Raw genomic sequence first — 18,989 nt, 5'->3', positions numbered from 1 at the left:
ATAGGGGGACAACATGGATATTCGCAAAATCGTCGTCTGGGTCGAAGAGACCCATATCGAGATGGGCCAACCAATCGATCCGCCGACCCGAAAAGCGGTGGCGGTGGCGGTGATCGCCAACCCGTTCGCCGGACGCTATGTTGCGGACCTGAGCGCGCTGATCGAGATGGGCGCAGAACTGGGCGCCCTGTTGGGTCGTCGCTGTGTTGACGCCTTGGGAATTGCGCCGTCAGAGGCAGAAAGCTATGGCAAGGCCGCCATGGTGGGCGAGGCTGGCGAGTTGGAACATGCCGCGGCCATCCTGCATCCCAAACTCGGGGCGCCGCTGCGCAGCGCGGTGGACAAAGGGGCCGCTCTGGTGCCGTCGTCAAAGAAAATGGGGGGACCGGGACAGGCTTTGCACGTGCCATTGGGCCACAAGGATGCCGCCTATGTCCGCAGTCATTTCGACGCCATTGAGGTGGGTCTGAACGATGCCCCACGTCCGAAAGAGATCCTTGTTGCGGTTGCGGTGACGGATAGTGGCAGACCGCTGCCCCGGGTCGGTGGATTGACAGCCGCAGATGCAGTGGGCCAGGATGGTTTGAGATAGCCGAACCAATCCGAATGGTTAGGCTGTAATAACATTTGGTCAGGTGTAAAATACGTGATCTCGTTTCAGCTTTGACAAAGTAGGCTTCCGTGATCAAACGACCCTCCGCGCCCGCCCAGCCGCCCGGCGAGTACAAACTCGACGATCAGGTCGGCTATGTTTTGCGGCAGGTCAGCCAACGGCACACCAATCTGTTTCAGGACCGGGCGCCGGACGGCCTGACCCCAACCCAGTTTTCGGCATTGGTTCGGCTGGCCGAAGTCGGCCCCTGTTCCCAGAACCACCTCGGGCGTCTGACCTCGATGGATGTGGCGACGATCAAGGGCGTCGTGGACCGGCTGCATCGGAAGGGCTTTGTGTCGCTCAGCGCCGATACCGAAGACAAGCGCCGCAGCGTGATTGCCTTGACCGACCTCAGTCTTGCCCTGATTGATGAGTTGCACAGCACCGGCCATGACATCACGGCCGCAACCTTGCGGCCATTGACTGCCGACGAACAAAAACAGCTGCTGAAGTTGCTGCGTAAGCTGACCTAAGCGACCAGCGGATGCCACGTTGACGTCTTGCTATAATCAGACTTATGTAAAATAACTATGCGCGCGGGTCAGGGCCTTGGAACTGCCCCGGTGTCCGAGCCACGACACCCTGTCGCCGTGGCCCGTCATTGTCTTGCCGACGCAAGCCCCGTCAGAGGCAGGCCTCAAACAGCGCGCGCGTGTTCTCGGGTGTCATTTCAACCGGGTTGCCGCCGGTGCTGGGATCGTTCAGCGCCGAACGGGTCAGCGCCTCAAGATCGGGGTCTGTGACCCCAAGCGCAGTCAGGGTCTCGGGAATGCCGAGCGATGCGTTCAGCGCGACCACATAGGCGTAAAACCCCTCAAAGCCGCCCGCGATCCCCAGATAAGCCGCGGCCCGGTCAATCGCCTCTTCAATCGCGGGGCGGTTAAAGCGCAGGACGGCGGGCATGACCACAGCATTGGTGGTGCCGTGATGGGTGTGATGCACCGCCCCGATCGGATGGCTCAGGGCATGAATCGCGCCCAGCCCTTTCTGAAAGGCGGTGGCCCCCATGGCAGCGGCGGCCATCATCTGCGCCCGCGCGTCGATATCGGTGCCGTCGGCATAAGCGCGGGGCAGATATTCCTTGACCAGGCGCATGCCTTCCAGCGCGATGCCGTGGCTCATGGGATGAAAATGCGGCGAGCAATAGGCCTCGACGCAATGGGCAAACGCATCAAGACCGGTGCCGGCGGTGATCGCCTTCGGCATCCCCACGGTCAGTTCGGGATCACAGATCACCACGGCAGGCAACATCTTCGGGTGGAAAATGATCTTTTTCTCATGGCTTTCGGAATTGGTGATCAGGCTGGCGCGGCCCACTTCGGACCCGGTGCCCGCCGTGGTGGGCACCGCCACAATCGGAGCAATGCCCGCCGGGTCCGATCGGGTCCACCAATCACCTATATCTTCGAAGTCCCACAGCGGCCGGGTCTGACCCGCCATCAAGGCCAGCGCCTTGCCAACGTCCAACCCCGAGCCGCCGCCAAACGCGACCACCCCGTCATAGCCGCCCGCCCGATAGACGCGCAGCCCCACTTCGACGTTAATGTCCGTCGGGTTGGCATCAACATCGGCAAACATGTCGCCGCCAAGACCCGCGTCGGCCAGAATCTGACGCGCACGGACGGTGATCTCCATCGGCGCAAGGCCCCGGTCGGTCACCAGCAGCGGCTTCGAGATCCCGGCGGCCTTGCAGGCGTCAGCCAGTTCTGAAATCCGCCCGACACCGAAGCGGACAGAGGTGGGATAGGACCAGTTGGCACGCAAGGTCATGGGATCAGGCCTTCTTCAGATGATAGGATTTCGGACGCGTCAGGTTGTGAAACCCGATCACAGACAGACCGCCACCGCGCCCGGTATCTTTGCAGCCGGTCCAGCACAGCGCCGGATCCAGATAGTCGCAGCGGTTCATGAACACGGTGCCGTATTGCAACTGCGCGGCAAGCTCTTCGGCCTTGGCGGCATCGGCGGTCCAGATCGCGGCGGTCAGCCCATACTGGCAGTCGTTCATCAGCGCCAGCGCCTCGGCATCGTCCTTGACCGGCATGATCCCCACCACCGGACCAAAGCTTTCCTCGCGCATCACGTCCATGTCATGGGTGACGCCGGTCAGGATCTGCGGCGTCAGATAGGCAGCGCCGTCATCCTCGGCAAAGGTCGGAATATGCGCCGTGGCCCCGGCCCCGATGGCCGCGTCGATCTGGGCCCGCACCGCAAGGGCAAAACGGGCGCTGGCCATCGGACCAATCGTGGTTTCGGCGTCAAGCGGATTGCCCAGTTTATAGGTCTTTACCAACGCGACGGCCTTGTCGACAAAGGCATCGAACAGACTTTCATGCACATAAATCCGCTCAATCCCGCAGCAACATTGCCCGGAATTGAACATGGCCCCGTCGATCAGGGTGGCGACCGCCGCATCCAGATCGGCATCGGCGCGGACATAGCCTGGATCTTTACCGCCCAATTCGGTTCCGACCCCGGCAAAGGTGCCGGCAGCCGCCCGTTCCATCGCCCGGCCACCGGCCACAGAGCCGGTGAAGTTGATGAAGTCAAACGCTCGTCCCGCGATCAGCGCCGATGTCGTGTCATGATCCAGAACCACATTTTGGAACACGTCTGTGGGGATGCCCGCAGCATAACAGGCCTCGGCCAGATGCTCGCCCACCAGCAGGGTCTGTGTCGCGTGTTTCAACACCACCGTATTACCCGCCATCAAAGCCGGAGCGATGGTGTTGATCGCCGTCATGTAGGGGTAGTTCCACGGCGCAACCACCAGCACCACACCGAGCGGTTCGCGGGTGATCTTACGCAGAAACTTCGGGCTATCCTCGACGATCATCGGGGCCAGCGCGCTGTCGGCAATCCCGGCCATATAGCTGGCCCGTTCGGAAAATCCGCCAAATTCGCCGCCATAGCGGACCGGGCGGCCCATCTGATGGGCCAATTCGGTGGTCATGCGGTCGGTCTGTTCACCGATCTTTGCCACAGCCGCCAGCACCAATTCTACCCGCTCGGCCAAGGGCCGCGCCGCCCATGCCGGTTGCGCCGCCCGGGCCTTGGCCGCAGCGGCCTTGGCGGCCTCAAGCGATAGGACAGGACGGGACGCATAGATCGATCCGTCAATTGGGGACACGCAGTCAAGATGTTGGGTCACGAGGGTCCTTTCAACAGGCCGGGGGTCAGCTCAGGCCTTACGCATAAGGGGGGATGGGATCACGCAGAACGACATCAGGCCCGTTCAAAGCCTCGCGCTATTTCCCAGTCGGTCACGACCTTGTCAAAGGCAATCTGCTCCCATTCGGCGGCGCGGACACAATGCGCGACCACCTCGTCACCGAAGGCGGCTTTCAGCATCTCGGACCCGCGCAGCGTCTCGGTTGCGGTGCGCAACGACCGGGGAATTTCGGGGGCTGCGGCGTCGCCATAAACATCGCCGATGGCGGGGGGCGGTAATTCCATCTCGTCCTCAATCCCCTTGATCCCCGCGGCCAGCAAGGCCGCTTGCGCCAGATAGGGGTTGAGGTCGGACCCGCCGATCCGGCATTCCATCCGCACGCCTTTGCCGCCCTCGCCACACAGCCGGAACCCAGCCGTACGATTGTCGACAGACCAGACCGCTTTGGTGGGCGCAAACGTGCCCTTGGCGAAGCGTTTGTAACTGTTCACATAGGGTGCCAGCAGGGCGGTATAATCCGGCGCATAGGCGATCATCCCGGCACAAAACCGCCGCATCAGATCGGACATTCCCAACGGATCAGCGGGGTCATGAAAGACCGGGCGATCCTGCTGCCACAGCGACAGGTGAATATGGGTCGAGTTGCCAACCTTAGTGTGGTGCCACTTCGACAGGAAGGTTGCCGAGCGCCCCTGCGCCCACGCGATTTCCTTAACCGCATTCTTGGCGATGGTGTGATAATCGGCGCAGTCCAGCGCATCGGAATAGCGAATGTTCAGTTCTTCCTGACCGGTCTCGGCTTCGCCCTTGGTGTTCTCAATCGGCAGGCCGGCCGCAAAGAGATGGTTGCGCAGCGCGCGCATGATTCCCTCTTCCTTGGTGGTCTGCAGAATATGGTAATCTTCGTTGTATCCGCTGATCGGCTCTAGCCCGCGAAACCCGGCCTTGCGGGCCTCGTCATAGCTTTGGGTGAACAGGGTAAATTCCAACTCGGTCGCCATCTTGGCGGTAAACCCCATCGCCGCAAGCCGGTCGATCTGCGCTTTCAGGATCGCCCGCGGCGAATGCGGCACCGGGGCATGACCGTGATGGTCCAGCACATCGCAAAGCACCATCGCCGTGCCCTCAAGCCACGGCACCGGGCGCAGCGTCGTCAGATCCGGGCGCATCATGTAATCGCCATAGCCTTGCCGCCAACTGGTCGAAGCGTACCCATCCGGCTGGGCCATCTCCAAATCGGTGGCCAACAGGTAGTTGCAGCAATGGGTCTCGGCATAGGCGACGTCGACGAAATTCTGCGCATGAAAGCGCTTGCCCATCAGCCGCCCTTGCATGTCGACAAGACAGACCAGCACCGTATCGATGCTGCCATCGGCCACCCGGGCCTTAAGTGTGTTGAAATCGAGCGGGCCGGCCATGGTGGGTTCCTGTCGAAAAGAAAATGGGGAAGAACTGGAAGGACGGGTTGCGCCCGTCCCTCCATGGGGTTGGGATCAGCCGAAGGTATAGGGCGGGCCGGCTTTCGAGGTCACGTTATTATAGTCGCGGAAGATCGACACGATTTTGGCAGCGGTCTCGTTGGTTTCTGCCATTTCGTCCCAGAACACTTTGCCAGCTTCTTCGACCACCATCCATTCTTCCGGCGGGATCGAGGTCAGTTGCAGCTTTTCACCGCTGGCCCGTAACCGCGCTTCGCCGCCCCAATACCACTGGTTGCGATAGGTGTGGCTGGCCTCGATCCCGGCCATGACCACCCCTTTCAGATAGTCCGGCAGATCGGACCATTTCTGCTGGTTCACATAGAACGACCCGATCCATGCGCCCGAGATATTATTGGTCAAGAAGTAGTCGGTCACATCGGCCCAACCGACCGTGTAATCCTCGGTGATGCCGGACCAGGCCATGCCGTCCAACTCGCCGGTCTGAACTGCGACTTCCGCATCCTCGTAAGGGATCGACACCGGCACGACGCCGAACTGCGATAGGAACCGCCCCGCTGTCGGGAAGGTGTAAAGGCGCAGCCCGGCCATATCCGCCAGACTGGTGATCGGCTGCTTGGTGTTGAAGTTGCACGGGTCTTGGCCTGCAGCAGACAGCCACGCCACGCCAACATCCGCATAGGCATTGCGCCAGATATCGGCCAACCCGTACTGTTCAAACAGTACTGGCACATCCAGCGCATGTTTCGTGGCCAGTGGGAAATAGCCGCCGAACGGCGTCACATCAGTGGGGGCCGCCATGCTGTCATCGTCGGAATGCACTGCGTCGATGGTGCCCGATTGCAGCGCCCGGAACAATTCACCGGTCGGGACGATCTGGTCAGCGTAATACAGTTCAATTTCCAAAGCGCCATTGGCGGCATTGTTGATGAAATCGACGGCGGGCTTGGTCACTTCGGCCCCCAAAGCCGAGCCGGCATAGGTTTGCATCCGCCATTTGATCGTGTCTTGGGCTTTGACAATCGCCGGGGCGGCGAGAACCGAGGCGCCGCCAAGGCTGGCCGTCGTCAGAAACTTGCGTCTGGTGGTCATCTTCTTCTCCTTGTTGGTCACGTTGGGCAGGCTGCTCTGCTTCAGCAGAGTTCTTGGGTCATTTTCCGTAAACGTAATTGGGTAGCCAGAGAGCGATTTGCGGGAACACCATCACGAGGATCAGCGCCACAACCATAACCCCGACAAACGGCGTGATGGAACGGTAGATATCAGTGATGCCAATCTCAGGCGGCGCCATTGCGCGCATCAGAAACAGATTATAGCCGAACGGCGGGGTCATATAGGCAATTTGACAAGTTATGGTGTAAAGAACGCCATACCAGATCAGATCGAAGCCAAGCGCACCGACCAGCGGCACATATAGCGGCGCCACGATGACCAGCATGGCGGTGTCGTCCAGAAACGTGCCCATCAGGATGAAGCTAAGCTGCATCAGGATCAGGATCATCCACGGGCTGAGGCCCAGTTGTTCGGTGAACAGATTGGCGATCGCCTTAACCGCCCCAAGCCCGTCAAACACCGCACCGAAGCCCAATGCGGCCAAGATGATCCACATGAACATGCACGAAATCGCCAGCGTATTGCGCACCGAGTTCTCAAACACCTCGCGGGTCATCCGGCCTTTCAGAACCGCGGCCATGAACGCCGTCATCGCGCCAATGGCCGAGCTTTCGACAAGGCTGGTCCAACCGTTGATGAATGGCACCATCATCGCGAAAAAGATTACGAATGGCAGAACGCCAGCCCAGAGCAGGCGATACTTTTCAGCCTTGGTGATGTCGCGCTCGTCGGCGGGTAAGGCGGGGCCGAGGCTGGGGTTCATCCGGCAGCGGATCACGATATAGATGACGAACATCGCCGCCATCATCAGCCCCGGGAACACCCCGGCCAGCCATAGTTGCCCCACCGGTTGCCGCGCAATCATCGCATAGAGCACCAGAACCACCGAGGGCGGCACCAGAATGCCAAGGCTCGACCCGGCCTGAATAACCCCGGTGACCATGATCTTATCATAACCGCGCCGCAGCAACTCGGGCAGTGCAATGGTCGCGCCAATCGCCATGCCCGCCACGGATAACCCGTTCATGGCCGAGACCAGCACCATCAATAGGATCGTGCCAATGGCCAAGCCACCATTCAGCGGACCCATCCAGACATGGAACATCTTATACAGGTCATCGGCAATTTTGCTTTCCGACAGCACGTAGCCCATAAAAATGAACATCGGCAGGGTCAGCAGCGGATACCACTTCATCAGCTTCATCGCAGCCGAGAACGGAATGTTCGACCCACCCGTTCCCCAAAGCGTCAGCGCCGCGACGCAAGCCACCGCGCCGATCGCCCCAAACACCCGCTGACCGGTCAAAAGCATCAGCATCATGGAGGAAAACATCAACAACGCGATCATTTCATAGGACATCAGATCTCTTCCCCGCGAATCCGCAGGATGTCCTTGATGAACTCTGACAGACATTGCAAAATCATCAGGCTGATCCCGACGCACATCGTCAGTTTGATCGGCCACATCAGCGGGCGCCACGCCGTCGGGCTGCGCTCGCTGTATTTCAGGGCGTAGGCGGTGCTGTCATAGGCGCCGTACAAGAGGACCCCAAGATAAAACACCAAGAACAAAATGGTCACCGCATCGACCATCGCCTTAAAGCGCGGCGACCATGTGCCGTACAGCAGGTCCATCCGCACGTTAGAGCCAAGCTGGATCGAGTACGGCCCGCCAAGGATGTAATAGGCAACCATGGCGAATTGCGCGCTTTCCAGCGTCCACATCGATGGCAGGAAAAACGTCTTTGACACCGAGGACCACAGCAGGATCCCGATCATCACGAAAATGCCATACATGGCGACCCGGCCAACCCGGTAATTCACCGCATCAATGGCCGCCACAAAACGCCGCGGCGATACACTCATGCCGTCCGCCCCGGACGGTCCGATGCGGCCCAGCTCGGATCAAGCGCGCTCAGCCCCTGCCCCAGCATCGCCGCCAGATCACCCGCCACCCGCGCTGGACCGCCTGCCATTACCAGCAGATCATTCCTGACCTCAATCATCACATTCAAAAGTCCGCGCGGCAGGGCATGATCGGTCAAGGTGTGCATGACCCCATCCGCAGCGCTGTAGGGCGCATTCAACTCGGTGCGCAGGGTTGTCGCGGATGGTGCCGCCGCAAGCATCGCCTTGGCCAGACGATCATCCCGGTCATGCAGCAGGCCCAGTTCGACCGCCCTTGGCACGTCAAAATAAATCGGCGTAAAGCTGTGGACCGTCACCAGCGCGATCGGCGCGTGACTGTCCAGAAGGTTCCGCAGCACATGCCGAAACGGCAGATACACCTCATCGATCCGCAGTTGCCGGTCCGGTCCGGTCAAGTTTCGATTGCCGGGGACGCTGATCCGTTCGCTTTGGTCTGGCATCGCCCCCGGTGACGCGGGCGCGCGATTGCAATCATAGACCAGACGCGACACCCGAGACGCCACCAGCGGCGCGTCAAGCCGTTGACTGAGGCACAGGGCCAGATCGCGGGCACCGATGTCCCACGCCGCATGACTGGTCCGCGCCGCCGGATCCAACCCCAGACCATTCAGGCTGTCCGGAATGGCGTTGCTGGCATGTTCACAGACCAGAATCACGCGGCAGGCACCCTCAGGGTTCACCAATTCGGCGGCAGGTTCGTCATGTGGTCGAAGCAGGCGGTGGGTCATTGGACGCTCTCGATCTGTTCTTGTAGAATTCTTTACAGAAGAGATTTTTTTGTCAACAATGCTTCAAGAACCAGCGGAGATTTTTCCGCGTCTTTGACGATCAGGGGAAAATTGTGGCACAGATGGCTCCGGAAACGGTCAAATCCCGGATGCAAGCCCAACACGCGCGGCTGACCCGGGCCGAGCGCCTATTGGTAAGCGTGCTGTTACAGGATTATCCCGTGGCAGGGCTGGGCTCGATCACCCATCTGGCCAAAAGCGCGGGCGTCTCGACGCCGACGGTGATCCGCATGGCGCGCAAGCTGGGATTTGACGGATTTCCTGCTATGCAGGCAGCATTGCGCAGCGAAATCGCGGCCCAGATCAAGGCGCCATTGCTGAAAAAAGAGGCATGGCGTGCGAACGCGGCTGAGGAACACACCCTGAATCAGTTTGCGGATGCCATCTCGGCTAACTTGCGCAATACGCTGACCCGGCTGGATCCGGCGGCCTTTGATGCAGTGGTGACATTGTTGGCCGACCCACAGGCGCGGCTGTGTCTGGTGGGCGGGCGCATTACCCGTTCGATCGCCGATTATATGTTCAACCACTTGCAGATCATTCGTCCGAACGTCACGCTGCTTAGCCAATCACCGAATGTGTGGCCGCAATACCTGCTGGATATGGATGAGCGGTCGGTTCTGGTGCTGTTCGACATCCGGCGTTATGAGGCGGAGCTGCAAAAACTGGCCAAGCTGGCACGCGGACGCCATAGTAAAATCGTCTTGTTCACCGACCAATGGGAATCGCCGATTGCGATCATCGCAGATTACACCTTCAACGTTCAGATCGAAGTGCCGTCAAGCTGGGATTCCACAATCGCGATCATGATGATCGTCGAGGCCCTGATCTCGGATGTGCAAGGCCACCGATGGACCGAAAGCCGCGACCGCCTAGAAGAGCTGGAAGCGATGTTTGGCACCACCCGCATCTTTCGCGACTCCCCTTGATCCAACCGCAGCCTTTAATCGAAACGTAATCGATTTCCTTGTTTGATGGTGAAAGACCGGTAGACTTACCCTAAGGTCAACAGTCAGGTGAGGCGTCAGTTTGAAGCGGATTGATTTCGACTACCTGATTTGGCTGGTCTTGGCGCTTCCGGGCCTGCTCATAGCGTGGCGCGCCCTATCGGCGGACGCGCCACTGGATTTTACCAAGCTGAGCTATCGCACGGCCGAGTGGTCGGCCTACCTGTTCATTCTCTGCCTCTGCGCCACGCCGCTTTGCCAGCTGTGTCGCGGCAAGTTGGGAAGCCGCTTTCTGGTGCGAAAACGCCGCTATATCGGGGTCGCGGCATTCGTTTACGGGGTGCTGCACACCTTGTGCTATATCATTCACGTCGGCGGGTTATGGGTGGCTTTGTCCCGGCTCAGTTGGCCGACCGTGTGGACAGGACTGGTTGTGCTGGCACTGTTGATCCCCGTGGCTTGGACGTCGCGAGATGCATCGGTCCGGCGGTTGGGCACCCGCTGGAAACGGGTGCAGCAACTGGTCTATCCGGCGGCGGTGCTAACCTTTATCCATTGGGCGATCCAATTCAGAGGGCTGGTCGTGTGGGAAGCCGCACTGTGGTTTTCGCCCTTGCTCCTGCTCAGCGTTTTCCGTTTGGCCAGGCCCCGATTGCGCGCCAGAGCCCGCCCCTAAATCCGGGTCAAACGGATGTAACGCGAAACTCAGGCGCAACACTTTCACGGACCACTTGCCGGACATTCGGCAGGTCATTCCCGTCCATCTTCGCCGCGCGATCAGCGGGCGACAGTGCTGCCCATCGCGTCTCAAGGCGGGCGATCAGCTGCGGCTCGGGAACGTCGAGAAAAACGGTCGTGTCGTAGAGGGGCCGAAGCGCCGCCCAAGGCGCGCTGTCCAACAGCAGGTAATTGCCTTCGACAATCACATGCCGCACCGATTGCGCAATGATCCGAGCACCGGCGCGGGCCAGTTCCAGACTGCGATCAAAGACCGGAACCGCGATCTCGGCGTCAGCATTACTGACCAACCGCTGCAGCATCGCGGCGAACCCGGCCACATCGAACGTGTGCGGCGCGCCTTTTCGTGCCCGCCACCCCCGGATGTTCAGCACCAGATCATCATAGTGATACCCGTCCATCGGCAACACAGCGGCGCTGCCCGGTTCCTCGCGGTTCAGCGCCGTGACAAGGGCCTCGGCCAGCGTCGACTTGCCAGACCCGGGTGCCCCGGCAATCGCGGTGATGCTGCGCCCGGCCTGCCCTCGTGACATCAGGATCGGAATCAGCTTCGCCATATTAATATCGCAGCTACCCATTGGATCGGCCTCTCGCGTTTGATCGTCGGCGCAGCACCCCGGGAAGGGCAGACGCATGTCGCGCTATATCCCACAGGTTTCGCCAAAGGTACAATCTGGCCGAACTGCGCCCTCGACCCGGCGGCGCATATTTTCGCCACTGAAAGGTAAATTCTCTCTTACCAAGCCAACTCAGCCTGATACGGTCATAGAAATTCAAGCGTCGACGCCGTCTGAACGACGCCACAGGTATTAAAGACAGGAGAGCAGGCATGGGTTTTCTAGAAATGATTTTTGGGGTCATCGGAGACCTGACTTGGGGCTGGGCGCTGATCCCGTTTCTGGTCGTCTTCGGCGTTTTCATGACGATCATGACCGGCTTCGTCCAATTCACCTATTTCAAGCGGATGTTCCGGGTACTGACAGCGGGCAGCGAATCCGATGACCCCAACCAGATCAGCAGCCGCGAGGCCCTTCTGGTATCAGTGGGTGGGCGCGTCGGCGGCGGCAATATTGCCGGTGTCGCCGTGGCCATCACTCTTGGCGGGCCGGGTGCGGTATTCTGGATGTGGATCATTGCGCTGGTCGGGATGTGTACCAGTCTGGTCGAATGTTCGCTGGCCCAGCTTTATAAACGCACCGATCCCGATGGCGGCTACCGGGGCGGCCCGGCGCGGTCGATCATCCATGGTCTGGGCGAGAACTTTCGCTGGCTAGCGGTCCTCTATGCGATCAGCTTGATTGCCTCCTTCGCCATTGGGTTCAACGCATTTCAGGGCAACACCGTGGCGGGCGCCGCGCAAGACAGTCTCGGCATCGACCGGATCTGGACCGGGCTGGTGTTGGCTGGGGTGACGGGCGTCATCGTCTATGGCGGCATTCACCGCATTGCCAAAGTGGCCGATGTGATCATCCCGGTCATGGCAATCGGCTATATTCTGATGGCCCTTTTGGTCATCGTTCTGAACCTGTTTTCCGTGCCCGCCGTGCTGTGGAGCATCGTTTCCAACGGCTTGGGATGGGAGCAGGCCGTCAGCGGCGGCGTCGGCGCGGCGATTGCGCAAGGTTTGCGCCGGGGCTTGTTTTCGAACGAGGCCGGTCTGGGATCGGCCCCGAACGTCGCGGCAACCGCCGGGGTCAAGCACCCGATCAGCCAAGGCATCACCCAATCCCTGTCGGTCTTTATCGACACGATGGTGATCTGTTCCTGCACCGCATTTCTGATCTTGCTCAGCGATGTTTACGTTCCGGGCGCAGAAGGCATCGACGGCATCGCGCTGACACAGCAGTCGCTGGCGTCGGAAGTCGGGGAATGGTCGAAATACTATCTGACCACGGCGATCCTGTTGTTTTCGTTCAGTTCGATCATGTATAATTACTATCTTGGTGAAAATGCGCTGACCGTGATGACCAGCAACCCGGTCACCGTTCACGTGCTTCGGGTCGTGGTCATGGGCGTCGTTCTGTTGGGCGCCATTGCCCCCGGCGCCACCTCGGTCTTCTTCTTCTCGGATCCGATGATGGGCGTGCTGGCGCTGGTGAACCTCTTGGCCCTGATCATGCTGTTCCCGATCGTGCTGCGGTTGCTGAGTGACTTCCGCGCCCAGATTGCGGCCGGGATAGAAACGCCGGTTCTCGACCCGGACAACTACGCCGATCTCGACATCGACACGAAGTCCTGGCCAAAGAACGGCTAACCGCCCTCGCGGCATCCCGATCCCGAACAGGGGGGCGACTGGAAAGCGCCCCCCTGTTCCGATTGGGGCAGAACTGCCCGAGACATACGACCCTTTACGATGAGACTTTGATGAGCACGCCCCCCACTCTTGCGCACCGGATCGCGCTGGCCCTTGGCCCCGTTGTCCCGGCTTTCTCGATCCGTGATGCGTTGCGTTCGGGGCTTGGGGCCTTGATTGGCCTCGGCCTTGTCGGGGTATTCGTGCTGGCGCCAACGGTCGATCTGCGGACCGGGCTGTTTTTGATCGCGCCATTCGGGGCCAGTTCGGTTCTGCTGTTTGCGGTGCCGAACAGCCCGCTGGCTCAGCCGTGGTCGGCAGTCATCGGCAACAGCCTTGCCGCGGTGGTCGGGGTGGCGTGCTGCCTTATGATCCCCGACCCGGCTTTGCGCATCGCGCTGGCAGTGGGGCTGACCATCACCGCAACCAGCTTGCTGCGGGCGGTGCATCCCCCCGCCGGAGCCGTCGCCATGACCGCCGCGATGAGCCCCGATGCCGTTGCTGAGCTGGGTTTCTGGTTCGCCCTCGTCCCGGTCGCGGCGGGCACGGCTCTTCTGGTTCTGATCGCGGCCATCTATGCGCCGCTGACTGGGCGGCGTTATCCGTTTCGACAATTCGACGCCCCCAACGATCAAGGCACCGCAGATCCCCCCGCGATGGAGCGGCTGGGCCTGAGCGAGGCCGAACTAACCGACATTCTTAAACGCTATCGTCAGTCCCTGAACCTTGGGGTCGAGGATCTTGCCCGGCTGGTTGGCGCCGCCGAAATTCAGGCCGCCAGCCACCGCGTTGGGCCGCTGACGGCGGCTGACATTATGTCGACAAATCTGGTGACGGTCGCGCCCGATGCCCCCCTGACAAAGGTGGCCGATCTGTTCCGGCAGCATGACTTTACCGCGTTGCCCGTGATTCAGGCAGAAGACAAGTTTCTCGGGGTGATCTTTCAGATCCATCTGATCCGCCGGGGCCGCGAGGATGCCTTACGGCTGGAACGCAGTTTTGGCGCGGCCATGGCCCGGCTGCTGGATGGCGGGCGCGAAGCGCCAGTGCTGGCCGGTGAAATTATGACCGCCGCTCTGCCCCGCGCAACGCCTGACACCCCGGCTGGGGCCTTGTTGCCCATGCTGGCCGAGGGGGGGCATGACGCGGTGCCGGTGCTGGTCCGGGGCCGGATCGTTGGCATCGTGACGCGCACCGACCTGATCGCTGCGCTGGCGCGCCGAAGCCTCGCGCCAGACACCGGGGCTCTGCCAGCGCGGGACCATTCAGCTTAAACCAGCGAACAATCACGCCTCAGGACTGGGGCTGCGTCTCGTACGCCGATGTATCTGATCGGTCGGGTTTTGCCGGATCGCCCGCCTTGGCCACGGACCCGGGCGGCGCAATGGTGTCGGCCTCAGATGCTGTCACCGGCGGCGGATCAAAATAGTCTGGCGCAACGTCACTGGCAAAACACGGTGGCGACGAAAAACGGGCAGTGTCAGACATCGGCCCCTCCCTCAGTTTCAGGTCAAGCTCTCGCAGCAGCATAGCACATTTCGACCGGTTGGTGGTCGCCGGTTTCCAGCGCGACAATGAAAGGCCGCGCATAGCCGCACCGGCCGCTTGCCGTCAGACCAATCGGGGGGGCGCGCCGGGATCCGTCTGCGCCGACACCACAGCCACATGCAACGAATGGGCGATCCGCTCGGCACGTTCAATCACATGCGCCGCGCCTTCTGGCGTGCAGACCTCGGTCGCGGTGGCACGAAACAAGCCAAGCCAGCGGTCGAAATGGGCAGCATCAATCGGCAGGGGCGTATGCGCAGGCACCGGGCGACCATGATACTGTCCAGTCATCAGCGCGACCGAGGACCAGAACGCCACCATTCGGTCCAAATGTGGGCCCCAGTCCGCAATCCGGGCCGCAAAGATCGGCCCCAGAACGGGATCGGCACGGACCCGCGTGTAAAAGCGGTGCACCAGATCGCGCAACACGGCCTGATCCAGACCGGTTTTGGCCATCACCGCGGCGGTCACATCGGGACGGGCCGAGACGATTGGGGGTTTGGTCAAGGCTGCGTCCATGCTGCTCTCCATCTTGCACCTTTGCATAAAACTTATAATAGGTATTGTAAATACCCATTCAAGGATTCCGTCGCACATGCGCCTCACCGCTTTTACCGATTATGGCCTGCGCATTCTGATGCGGATGGCTGGCGACCCGTCCCGTGGGTTTTCAAGTGCGGACTTGGCCGATGAGTTGGGTCTGTCGCGCAACCATTTGGCTAAGATCATTCAACATCTGGCCCGCGCCGGGCTGGTCCAGACCCGGCGTGGCGCTGGCGGTGGCGCGATATTGGCGCGCCCTGCCGCCGACATCCGGCTGGGTCAAACCGTTGGCTTGCTTGAGGAAGGTCAACCATTGGTCGACTGCTTTTCCCCCGACGGCGGCACCTGTTCTCTCGGGGCTGACTGCCGTCTAAAAGGCCGCCTGCGGGCGGCAGAGGCCGCGTTTCTGGCCGAGCTGGACCGTACGACACTGGCCGATATCGCATTAAGCCCGCTCACCGCGGCAACAGACAATTGGATGGAACCCCAATGACCCAGATTGACCGGGATGGCGCAGGGTTTGTGGTGCCCGCACCGCTGCTTGCGAAAGCCTTCGGTTTGACCGAAGATCAGGTTCGCAGCGCCATGCGCGACCGCAGCATGACCTCACAGTGCGAGGCAGGCGTTGATGCCGACATCGGGCGTTGGCGGCTGACCTTCCGCCACTCTGGCCGCGCCTGTCGGTTTACCGTCGACGACGCCGGCACGATCTTGTCGCGGTCAAGCTTTCCGGTCCGGTCGCCCTCACCCTAAGTTCCAGACCACACCGGTCAGCGCGCCGCAAGGGAACGGTCCCCGGCAACGGGCGCTGCAACTGCGGGACCAGATCAGACAGTCCGGTCCCGACCGGGTGGTGCCCGCCACCCTGCGCAGCACCGTCGAAAACTGGCCATAGGGCCGGGCCGCGCGTCCGGCTTACCGAAGCAGTCCCGTTGCAGCGATCTCTTGTCCAAGTCGGGCAACGCTGCGGCTCATCGCGGCGGCGATATCGGCGTAGTCCGGCCCGGCAACGCCGTTCGGCGTGGCGCCAATCGGCTCGCGCAACAGGGTCCGGCCCATCTTCAGCACATCCTGCGTCCTGCCGCTGAGCACCGTCCAGCGGGCATCCAGCACGACGTTTCCATCTTCCCGGGCCTCAAATGCGTTGATCTGGACCAAAACCTGATAGGTCATCTGCCCCGAGGTCGACCAAGGGTACAGGAACAACCGATCTGTGTTCATCCCGTCCGACAGCACTTCGGCCAGAACGCTTTGGACATTCTCGGTCAGGTTGCCGCCCCATTGGTTCATTTCATGAACCTCCAGCGTCGTTTCGCTGTTGCGGGTGACAATCTCGCTCCGGTCCAGATATTCCGGCAGGGTAATTGGACCAATGCCAATCGAAGGGCCCGCCATGCGGGTTGTCTGCACCGCCTGTGCTGTCTCAGCCCCGGGGGCAGACAGGATGTAGAAATTCGACGGCTTGCTGGCACAGCCCGCCAACGTCCCACATATGAGAAGCAGCGCGGTGCCGAAAAAAGCTCGTGACATCATGGGTCTCCGTTTCTATCGTCTGCCCGTCAAGAGCGCGTTCGGGTTACGTTGAAGAAAGTCGGCAAACTCGCGGAGCGAGGTCGCCGCGCGCCGCACCTCGCGCAGCGCTGTGTCGACTTGCGCAATGGTCGGTGCATCGGGGCTGATCACCGTTCTAACGCCAGCAATCGCACTCCGGGCGTCCCGCATGGCCACATCGGCGTTGTCCAAGATCGCTTCTGCTTTGGTGATAATCGGCTGCACCCCGCCGTCCACATTCGCAATCAAGGTCCGAAGATCCGCAATCGCCCGGCCACCATCATCAAGCGCGGATCGGGCGGCGGCCATCGTCAGCTTCGCCTCGGATGACAGCGGTTCGACTTCCGTCGCAAAGACAGCGGCCAGATCCCCGACCTTCCCAATGGGTTCGCGGACGCTGTCCAGCACTTGGGTTGCAGTTGTCAAAGCCGTCTGCGCCTCGGCGATTAAAAGTCCGGACTTGGTATCGAGCGATTGCATGACCGTGCGCGCATCACCCATGGTCACTGTCGCGGTTGACAACACTTGCTTCAACTCAGCCGAAATCGGCGAAATTTCCTGCTCCAAACTGTCAAACAGCGTCTGCCCGTCCTTTGCCGTCAGTGCGAGCGCTTGCAGCGTCAAGACCGCCTGATCCGACAGCGGCTTGATCTGCGCCTGTATGCCAGTCGCGACGGCTTGCACATGTTCCAAGTTCTTCATCGCTGCGTATAACACTTCACCGGGCTGCATTTCCAGCCGGGCGCGTGCCTCAGTCACAGTCGACCGCACATCGGCAATGGTGGCCGTGACCTCGTCGGCCAATGGCCCGATCTTGCTGGCCACCGTATCGACGGCCTTACTGATTTCAACGATGCTGTGTGCTGCGGCGGAAACGGCTGACTCCACCTCTTTGGCGATGTCCTCCAGCGGCAGTTCTTGCAAAATATCGGCCAGTCGGGTCACACTGGCTTTCAGCTTTTCGGTGTCCGAGGGCAAGGTTGGAATTTCGACCGTGTCGGGTTCAAGTCCCAATAATCTGGCGCGGGTGGACGGCCTGAAATCAAGCTCGACGCTCAGTTGGCCGGTCACGAAGGATTGCATGCCAAGCTCGGCCCTTAGCCCATCATTGATCAGATCCTGAACAGTGACGGTGGTCCCTGATGTGGTGCCACGAATCCGGTCCGGTTCGATCTGAATATAAACGGGAATGACAAATTGCGACGAGACATCATCGGGGAAATAGCTCACGCTGATGTCAGTGACGAACCCCAACGGAACGCCGCGAAAGTTCACTGGTGCGCCCACCTGCAAGCCCGCCACCGAGCCTTGGAAAAACAGGACATAGCTGCGCTTGGCGCTGAAAAGGCTGCCGCTTCCGAAGGCCAATAGGCCTAAGATCGCCAGCGAAAACGCCCCGACCACGAATAGCCCGACCAGCTTTGGATTGGTTTTCTGGCTCACGTCGCGGCCTCCGGTTTATTGCATTGCCCAACCGGTGCTGGTTGGGGGGCGTCGTCATTGTGTGATTTGCCACGATTGAGAAATTCGCGCACGCCGGCATTCGGGCTGTGATCCCGCAATTGCCGTGGATTGCCCTGCGCGATCATCGTCTTGCTGACTGGGTCCAGAAACACCGAATTGTTGCCAATCGCAAAGATACTGGCCAATTCATGGGTTACAATCACAATGGTGGTGCCCAGACTGTCGCGCAATTCCAAGATCAGGTCATCCAGCAGTTTCGAACTGATCGGATCCAGCCCTGCCGAAGGTTCGTCGAAAAACAAGATGTCGGGATCGAGGGCCATCGCCCGGGCGATCCCGGCCCGTTTCTGCATCCCGCCGCTGATCTCGGAAGGATAATAGTCCTCGAACCCGGCAAGACCAACAAGGGCTAGCTTCATCGCGGCAAGTTCGCGGATGTCGGCCGCACTTAGGTCGGTGTATTCGCCCAGTGGCAGACCAACGTTTTCAGCCAGCGTCATCGAGCTCCATAAGGCGCCGCTTTGATACAGCACCCCGAAATTGCGCATCATCGCCTGCCGCTGATCTTCGGCCCCTCCCCAGAAGTCGGTCTCGCCGATCTGAACCCGCCCGGATGCCGGTGACTTGAGGCCGATCAAGCACTTCAACACGGTGCTTTTCCCGCAGCCAGAGCCGCCCATGATGATGAAAATATCGCCCCTGTTGACCGTGAAGGTCAGATCCTTCTGGATCAGGAAGTCGCCGTACTGCAACCGCAGTCCGGTGATGTCGATATGGGGGCGGGGCGGGGCTGTGGGTGTGATCATGTC

At 60.7% G+C, this 18,989-nt stretch carries 21 protein-coding genes; 8 read left to right on the top strand and 13 right to left on the bottom strand.

Annotated features, from left to right (window positions below; all coding sequences use genetic code 11):
• Positions 1–13: 13 nt before the first annotated feature.
• Together BV911_RS05705 and BV911_RS05700 are read left to right on the top strand one after the other, a co-directional pair.
• Positions 14–592 carry an amino acid synthesis family protein gene (locus BV911_RS05705; RefSeq protein ID WP_086052623.1) on the top strand — a complete coding sequence of 193 codons (579 nt, stop codon included), beginning with the start codon at positions 14–16 and terminating at the stop codon, positions 590–592.
• Positions 593–681: 89 nt separating this feature from the next.
• Positions 682–1,128, top strand: a complete 447-nt coding sequence (locus BV911_RS05700) for a MarR family winged helix-turn-helix transcriptional regulator (RefSeq protein WP_086052622.1) — start codon at positions 682–684, stop codon at positions 1,126–1,128.
• 151 nt (positions 1,129–1,279) lie between these two features.
• Here BV911_RS05700 and BV911_RS05695 read toward each other — a convergent pair whose 3' ends face one another.
• The 7 genes from BV911_RS05695 to BV911_RS05665 form a co-directional block, all read right to left on the bottom strand.
• Positions 1,280–2,425 carry an iron-containing alcohol dehydrogenase gene (locus BV911_RS05695; RefSeq protein WP_086052621.1) on the bottom strand — a complete coding sequence of 382 codons (1,146 nt, stop codon included), beginning with the start codon at positions 2,423–2,425 and terminating at the stop codon, positions 1,280–1,282.
• A gap of 4 nt (positions 2,426–2,429) precedes the next feature.
• Positions 2,430–3,806 (bottom strand): aldehyde dehydrogenase family protein, encoded by a 1,377-nt coding sequence (locus BV911_RS05690; protein WP_086052620.1) that lies wholly within the window; start codon positions 3,804–3,806, stop codon positions 2,430–2,432.
• Positions 3,807–3,880: 74 nt separating this feature from the next.
• Entirely contained in the window at positions 3,881–5,245 is a 1,365-nt protein-coding gene (locus BV911_RS05685) for a glutamine synthetase family protein (RefSeq protein ID WP_086052619.1), read from the bottom strand.
• 75 nt (positions 5,246–5,320) lie between these two features.
• Entirely contained in the window at positions 5,321–6,358 is a 1,038-nt protein-coding gene (locus BV911_RS05680) for a TRAP transporter substrate-binding protein (protein ID WP_086052618.1), read from the bottom strand.
• A 58-nt stretch (positions 6,359–6,416) separates the two neighbouring features.
• Entirely contained in the window at positions 6,417–7,739 is a 1,323-nt protein-coding gene (locus tag BV911_RS05675) for a TRAP transporter large permease subunit (RefSeq protein ID WP_086052617.1), read from the bottom strand.
• A complete protein-coding gene (locus BV911_RS05670; protein ID WP_086052616.1) occupies positions 7,739–8,245 on the bottom strand; it encodes a TRAP transporter small permease subunit in 507 nt (168 codons plus the stop codon). The genes BV911_RS05675 and BV911_RS05670 overlap by 1 nt, the downstream gene beginning before the upstream one ends.
• Positions 8,242–9,036 (bottom strand): N-formylglutamate amidohydrolase, encoded by a 795-nt coding sequence (locus BV911_RS05665; protein WP_086052615.1) that lies wholly within the window; start codon positions 9,034–9,036, stop codon positions 8,242–8,244. Before BV911_RS05665 ends, BV911_RS05670 begins: the two co-directional genes overlap by 4 nt.
• Before the next feature lie 122 nt (positions 9,037–9,158).
• On the opposite strand from BV911_RS05665, the gene BV911_RS05660 reads away from it, so the two are divergent.
• Together BV911_RS05660 and BV911_RS05655 are read left to right on the top strand one after the other, a co-directional pair.
• Positions 9,159–10,025 carry a MurR/RpiR family transcriptional regulator gene (locus BV911_RS05660; RefSeq protein WP_086052614.1) on the top strand — a complete coding sequence of 289 codons (867 nt, stop codon included), beginning with the start codon at positions 9,159–9,161 and terminating at the stop codon, positions 10,023–10,025.
• Positions 10,026–10,125: 100 nt separating this feature from the next.
• A complete protein-coding gene (locus BV911_RS05655) occupies positions 10,126–10,719 on the top strand; it encodes a ferric reductase-like transmembrane domain-containing protein (RefSeq protein WP_086052613.1) in 594 nt (197 codons plus the stop codon).
• A 7-nt stretch (positions 10,720–10,726) separates the two neighbouring features.
• Here the strand turns inward: BV911_RS05655 and BV911_RS05650 are convergent, their stop codons facing one another.
• A complete protein-coding gene (locus tag BV911_RS05650) occupies positions 10,727–11,338 on the bottom strand; it encodes an AAA family ATPase (RefSeq protein ID WP_086052654.1) in 612 nt (203 codons plus the stop codon).
• 272 nt (positions 11,339–11,610) lie between these two features.
• On the opposite strand from BV911_RS05650, the gene BV911_RS05645 reads away from it, so the two are divergent.
• Entirely contained in the window at positions 11,611–13,035 is a 1,425-nt protein-coding gene (locus BV911_RS05645) for a sodium:alanine symporter family protein (RefSeq protein ID WP_086052612.1), read from the top strand.
• A 110-nt stretch (positions 13,036–13,145) separates the two neighbouring features.
• The gene (locus BV911_RS05640; protein WP_086052611.1) at positions 13,146–14,348 is read left to right on the top strand and encodes an HPP family protein; all 1,203 of its coding nucleotides are present in this window, start codon (positions 13,146–13,148) and stop codon (positions 14,346–14,348) included.
• Between the two features lie 19 nt (positions 14,349–14,367).
• Here BV911_RS05640 and BV911_RS05635 read toward each other — a convergent pair whose 3' ends face one another.
• Together BV911_RS05635 and BV911_RS05630 are read right to left on the bottom strand one after the other, a co-directional pair.
• Complete coding sequence (locus BV911_RS05635; RefSeq protein WP_086052610.1) at positions 14,368–14,664, bottom strand: hypothetical protein; 297 nt, start codon at positions 14,662–14,664, stop codon at positions 14,368–14,370.
• Positions 14,665–14,685: 21 nt separating this feature from the next.
• Positions 14,686–15,141, bottom strand: a complete 456-nt coding sequence (locus tag BV911_RS05630) for a group III truncated hemoglobin (protein WP_086052609.1) — start codon at positions 15,139–15,141, stop codon at positions 14,686–14,688.
• Between the two features lie 76 nt (positions 15,142–15,217).
• On the opposite strand from BV911_RS05630, the gene BV911_RS05625 reads away from it, so the two are divergent.
• Positions 15,218–15,658, top strand: a complete 441-nt coding sequence (locus tag BV911_RS05625; protein ID WP_086052608.1) for an Rrf2 family transcriptional regulator — start codon at positions 15,218–15,220, stop codon at positions 15,656–15,658.
• A complete protein-coding gene (locus BV911_RS05620) occupies positions 15,655–15,918 on the top strand; it encodes a DUF6522 family protein (RefSeq protein ID WP_086052607.1) in 264 nt (87 codons plus the stop codon). Before BV911_RS05625 ends, BV911_RS05620 begins: the two co-directional genes overlap by 4 nt.
• 162 nt (positions 15,919–16,080) lie before the next feature.
• On the opposite strand, the gene BV911_RS05615 is transcribed toward BV911_RS05620, so the two are convergent.
• From BV911_RS05615 to BV911_RS05605, 3 genes are read right to left on the bottom strand one after another with little or no spacing between them, the layout of a single operon-like run.
• Positions 16,081–16,695: a membrane integrity-associated transporter subunit PqiC gene (locus BV911_RS05615; protein WP_168183990.1), complete on the bottom strand. Its 615-nt coding sequence runs from the start codon at positions 16,693–16,695 to the stop codon at positions 16,081–16,083.
• A gap of 15 nt (positions 16,696–16,710) precedes the next feature.
• A complete protein-coding gene (locus tag BV911_RS05610) occupies positions 16,711–18,159 on the bottom strand; it encodes an MlaD family protein (protein ID WP_086052605.1) in 1,449 nt (482 codons plus the stop codon).
• Complete coding sequence (locus tag BV911_RS05605) at positions 18,156–18,986, bottom strand: ABC transporter ATP-binding protein (RefSeq protein ID WP_086052604.1); 831 nt, start codon at positions 18,984–18,986, stop codon at positions 18,156–18,158. Before BV911_RS05605 ends, BV911_RS05610 begins: the two co-directional genes overlap by 4 nt.
• Positions 18,987–18,989: the final 3 nt, after the last annotated feature.

The sequence above is a fragment of the Pseudoruegeria sp. SK021 genome (genome assembly GCF_002119405.1).
GTDB lineage: Bacteria > Pseudomonadota > Alphaproteobacteria > Rhodobacterales > Rhodobacteraceae > Meridianimarinicoccus.
The sequence above is the reverse complement of the archived record's forward strand: the minus strand, read 5'-3'. Positions and strand labels throughout refer to the sequence as shown.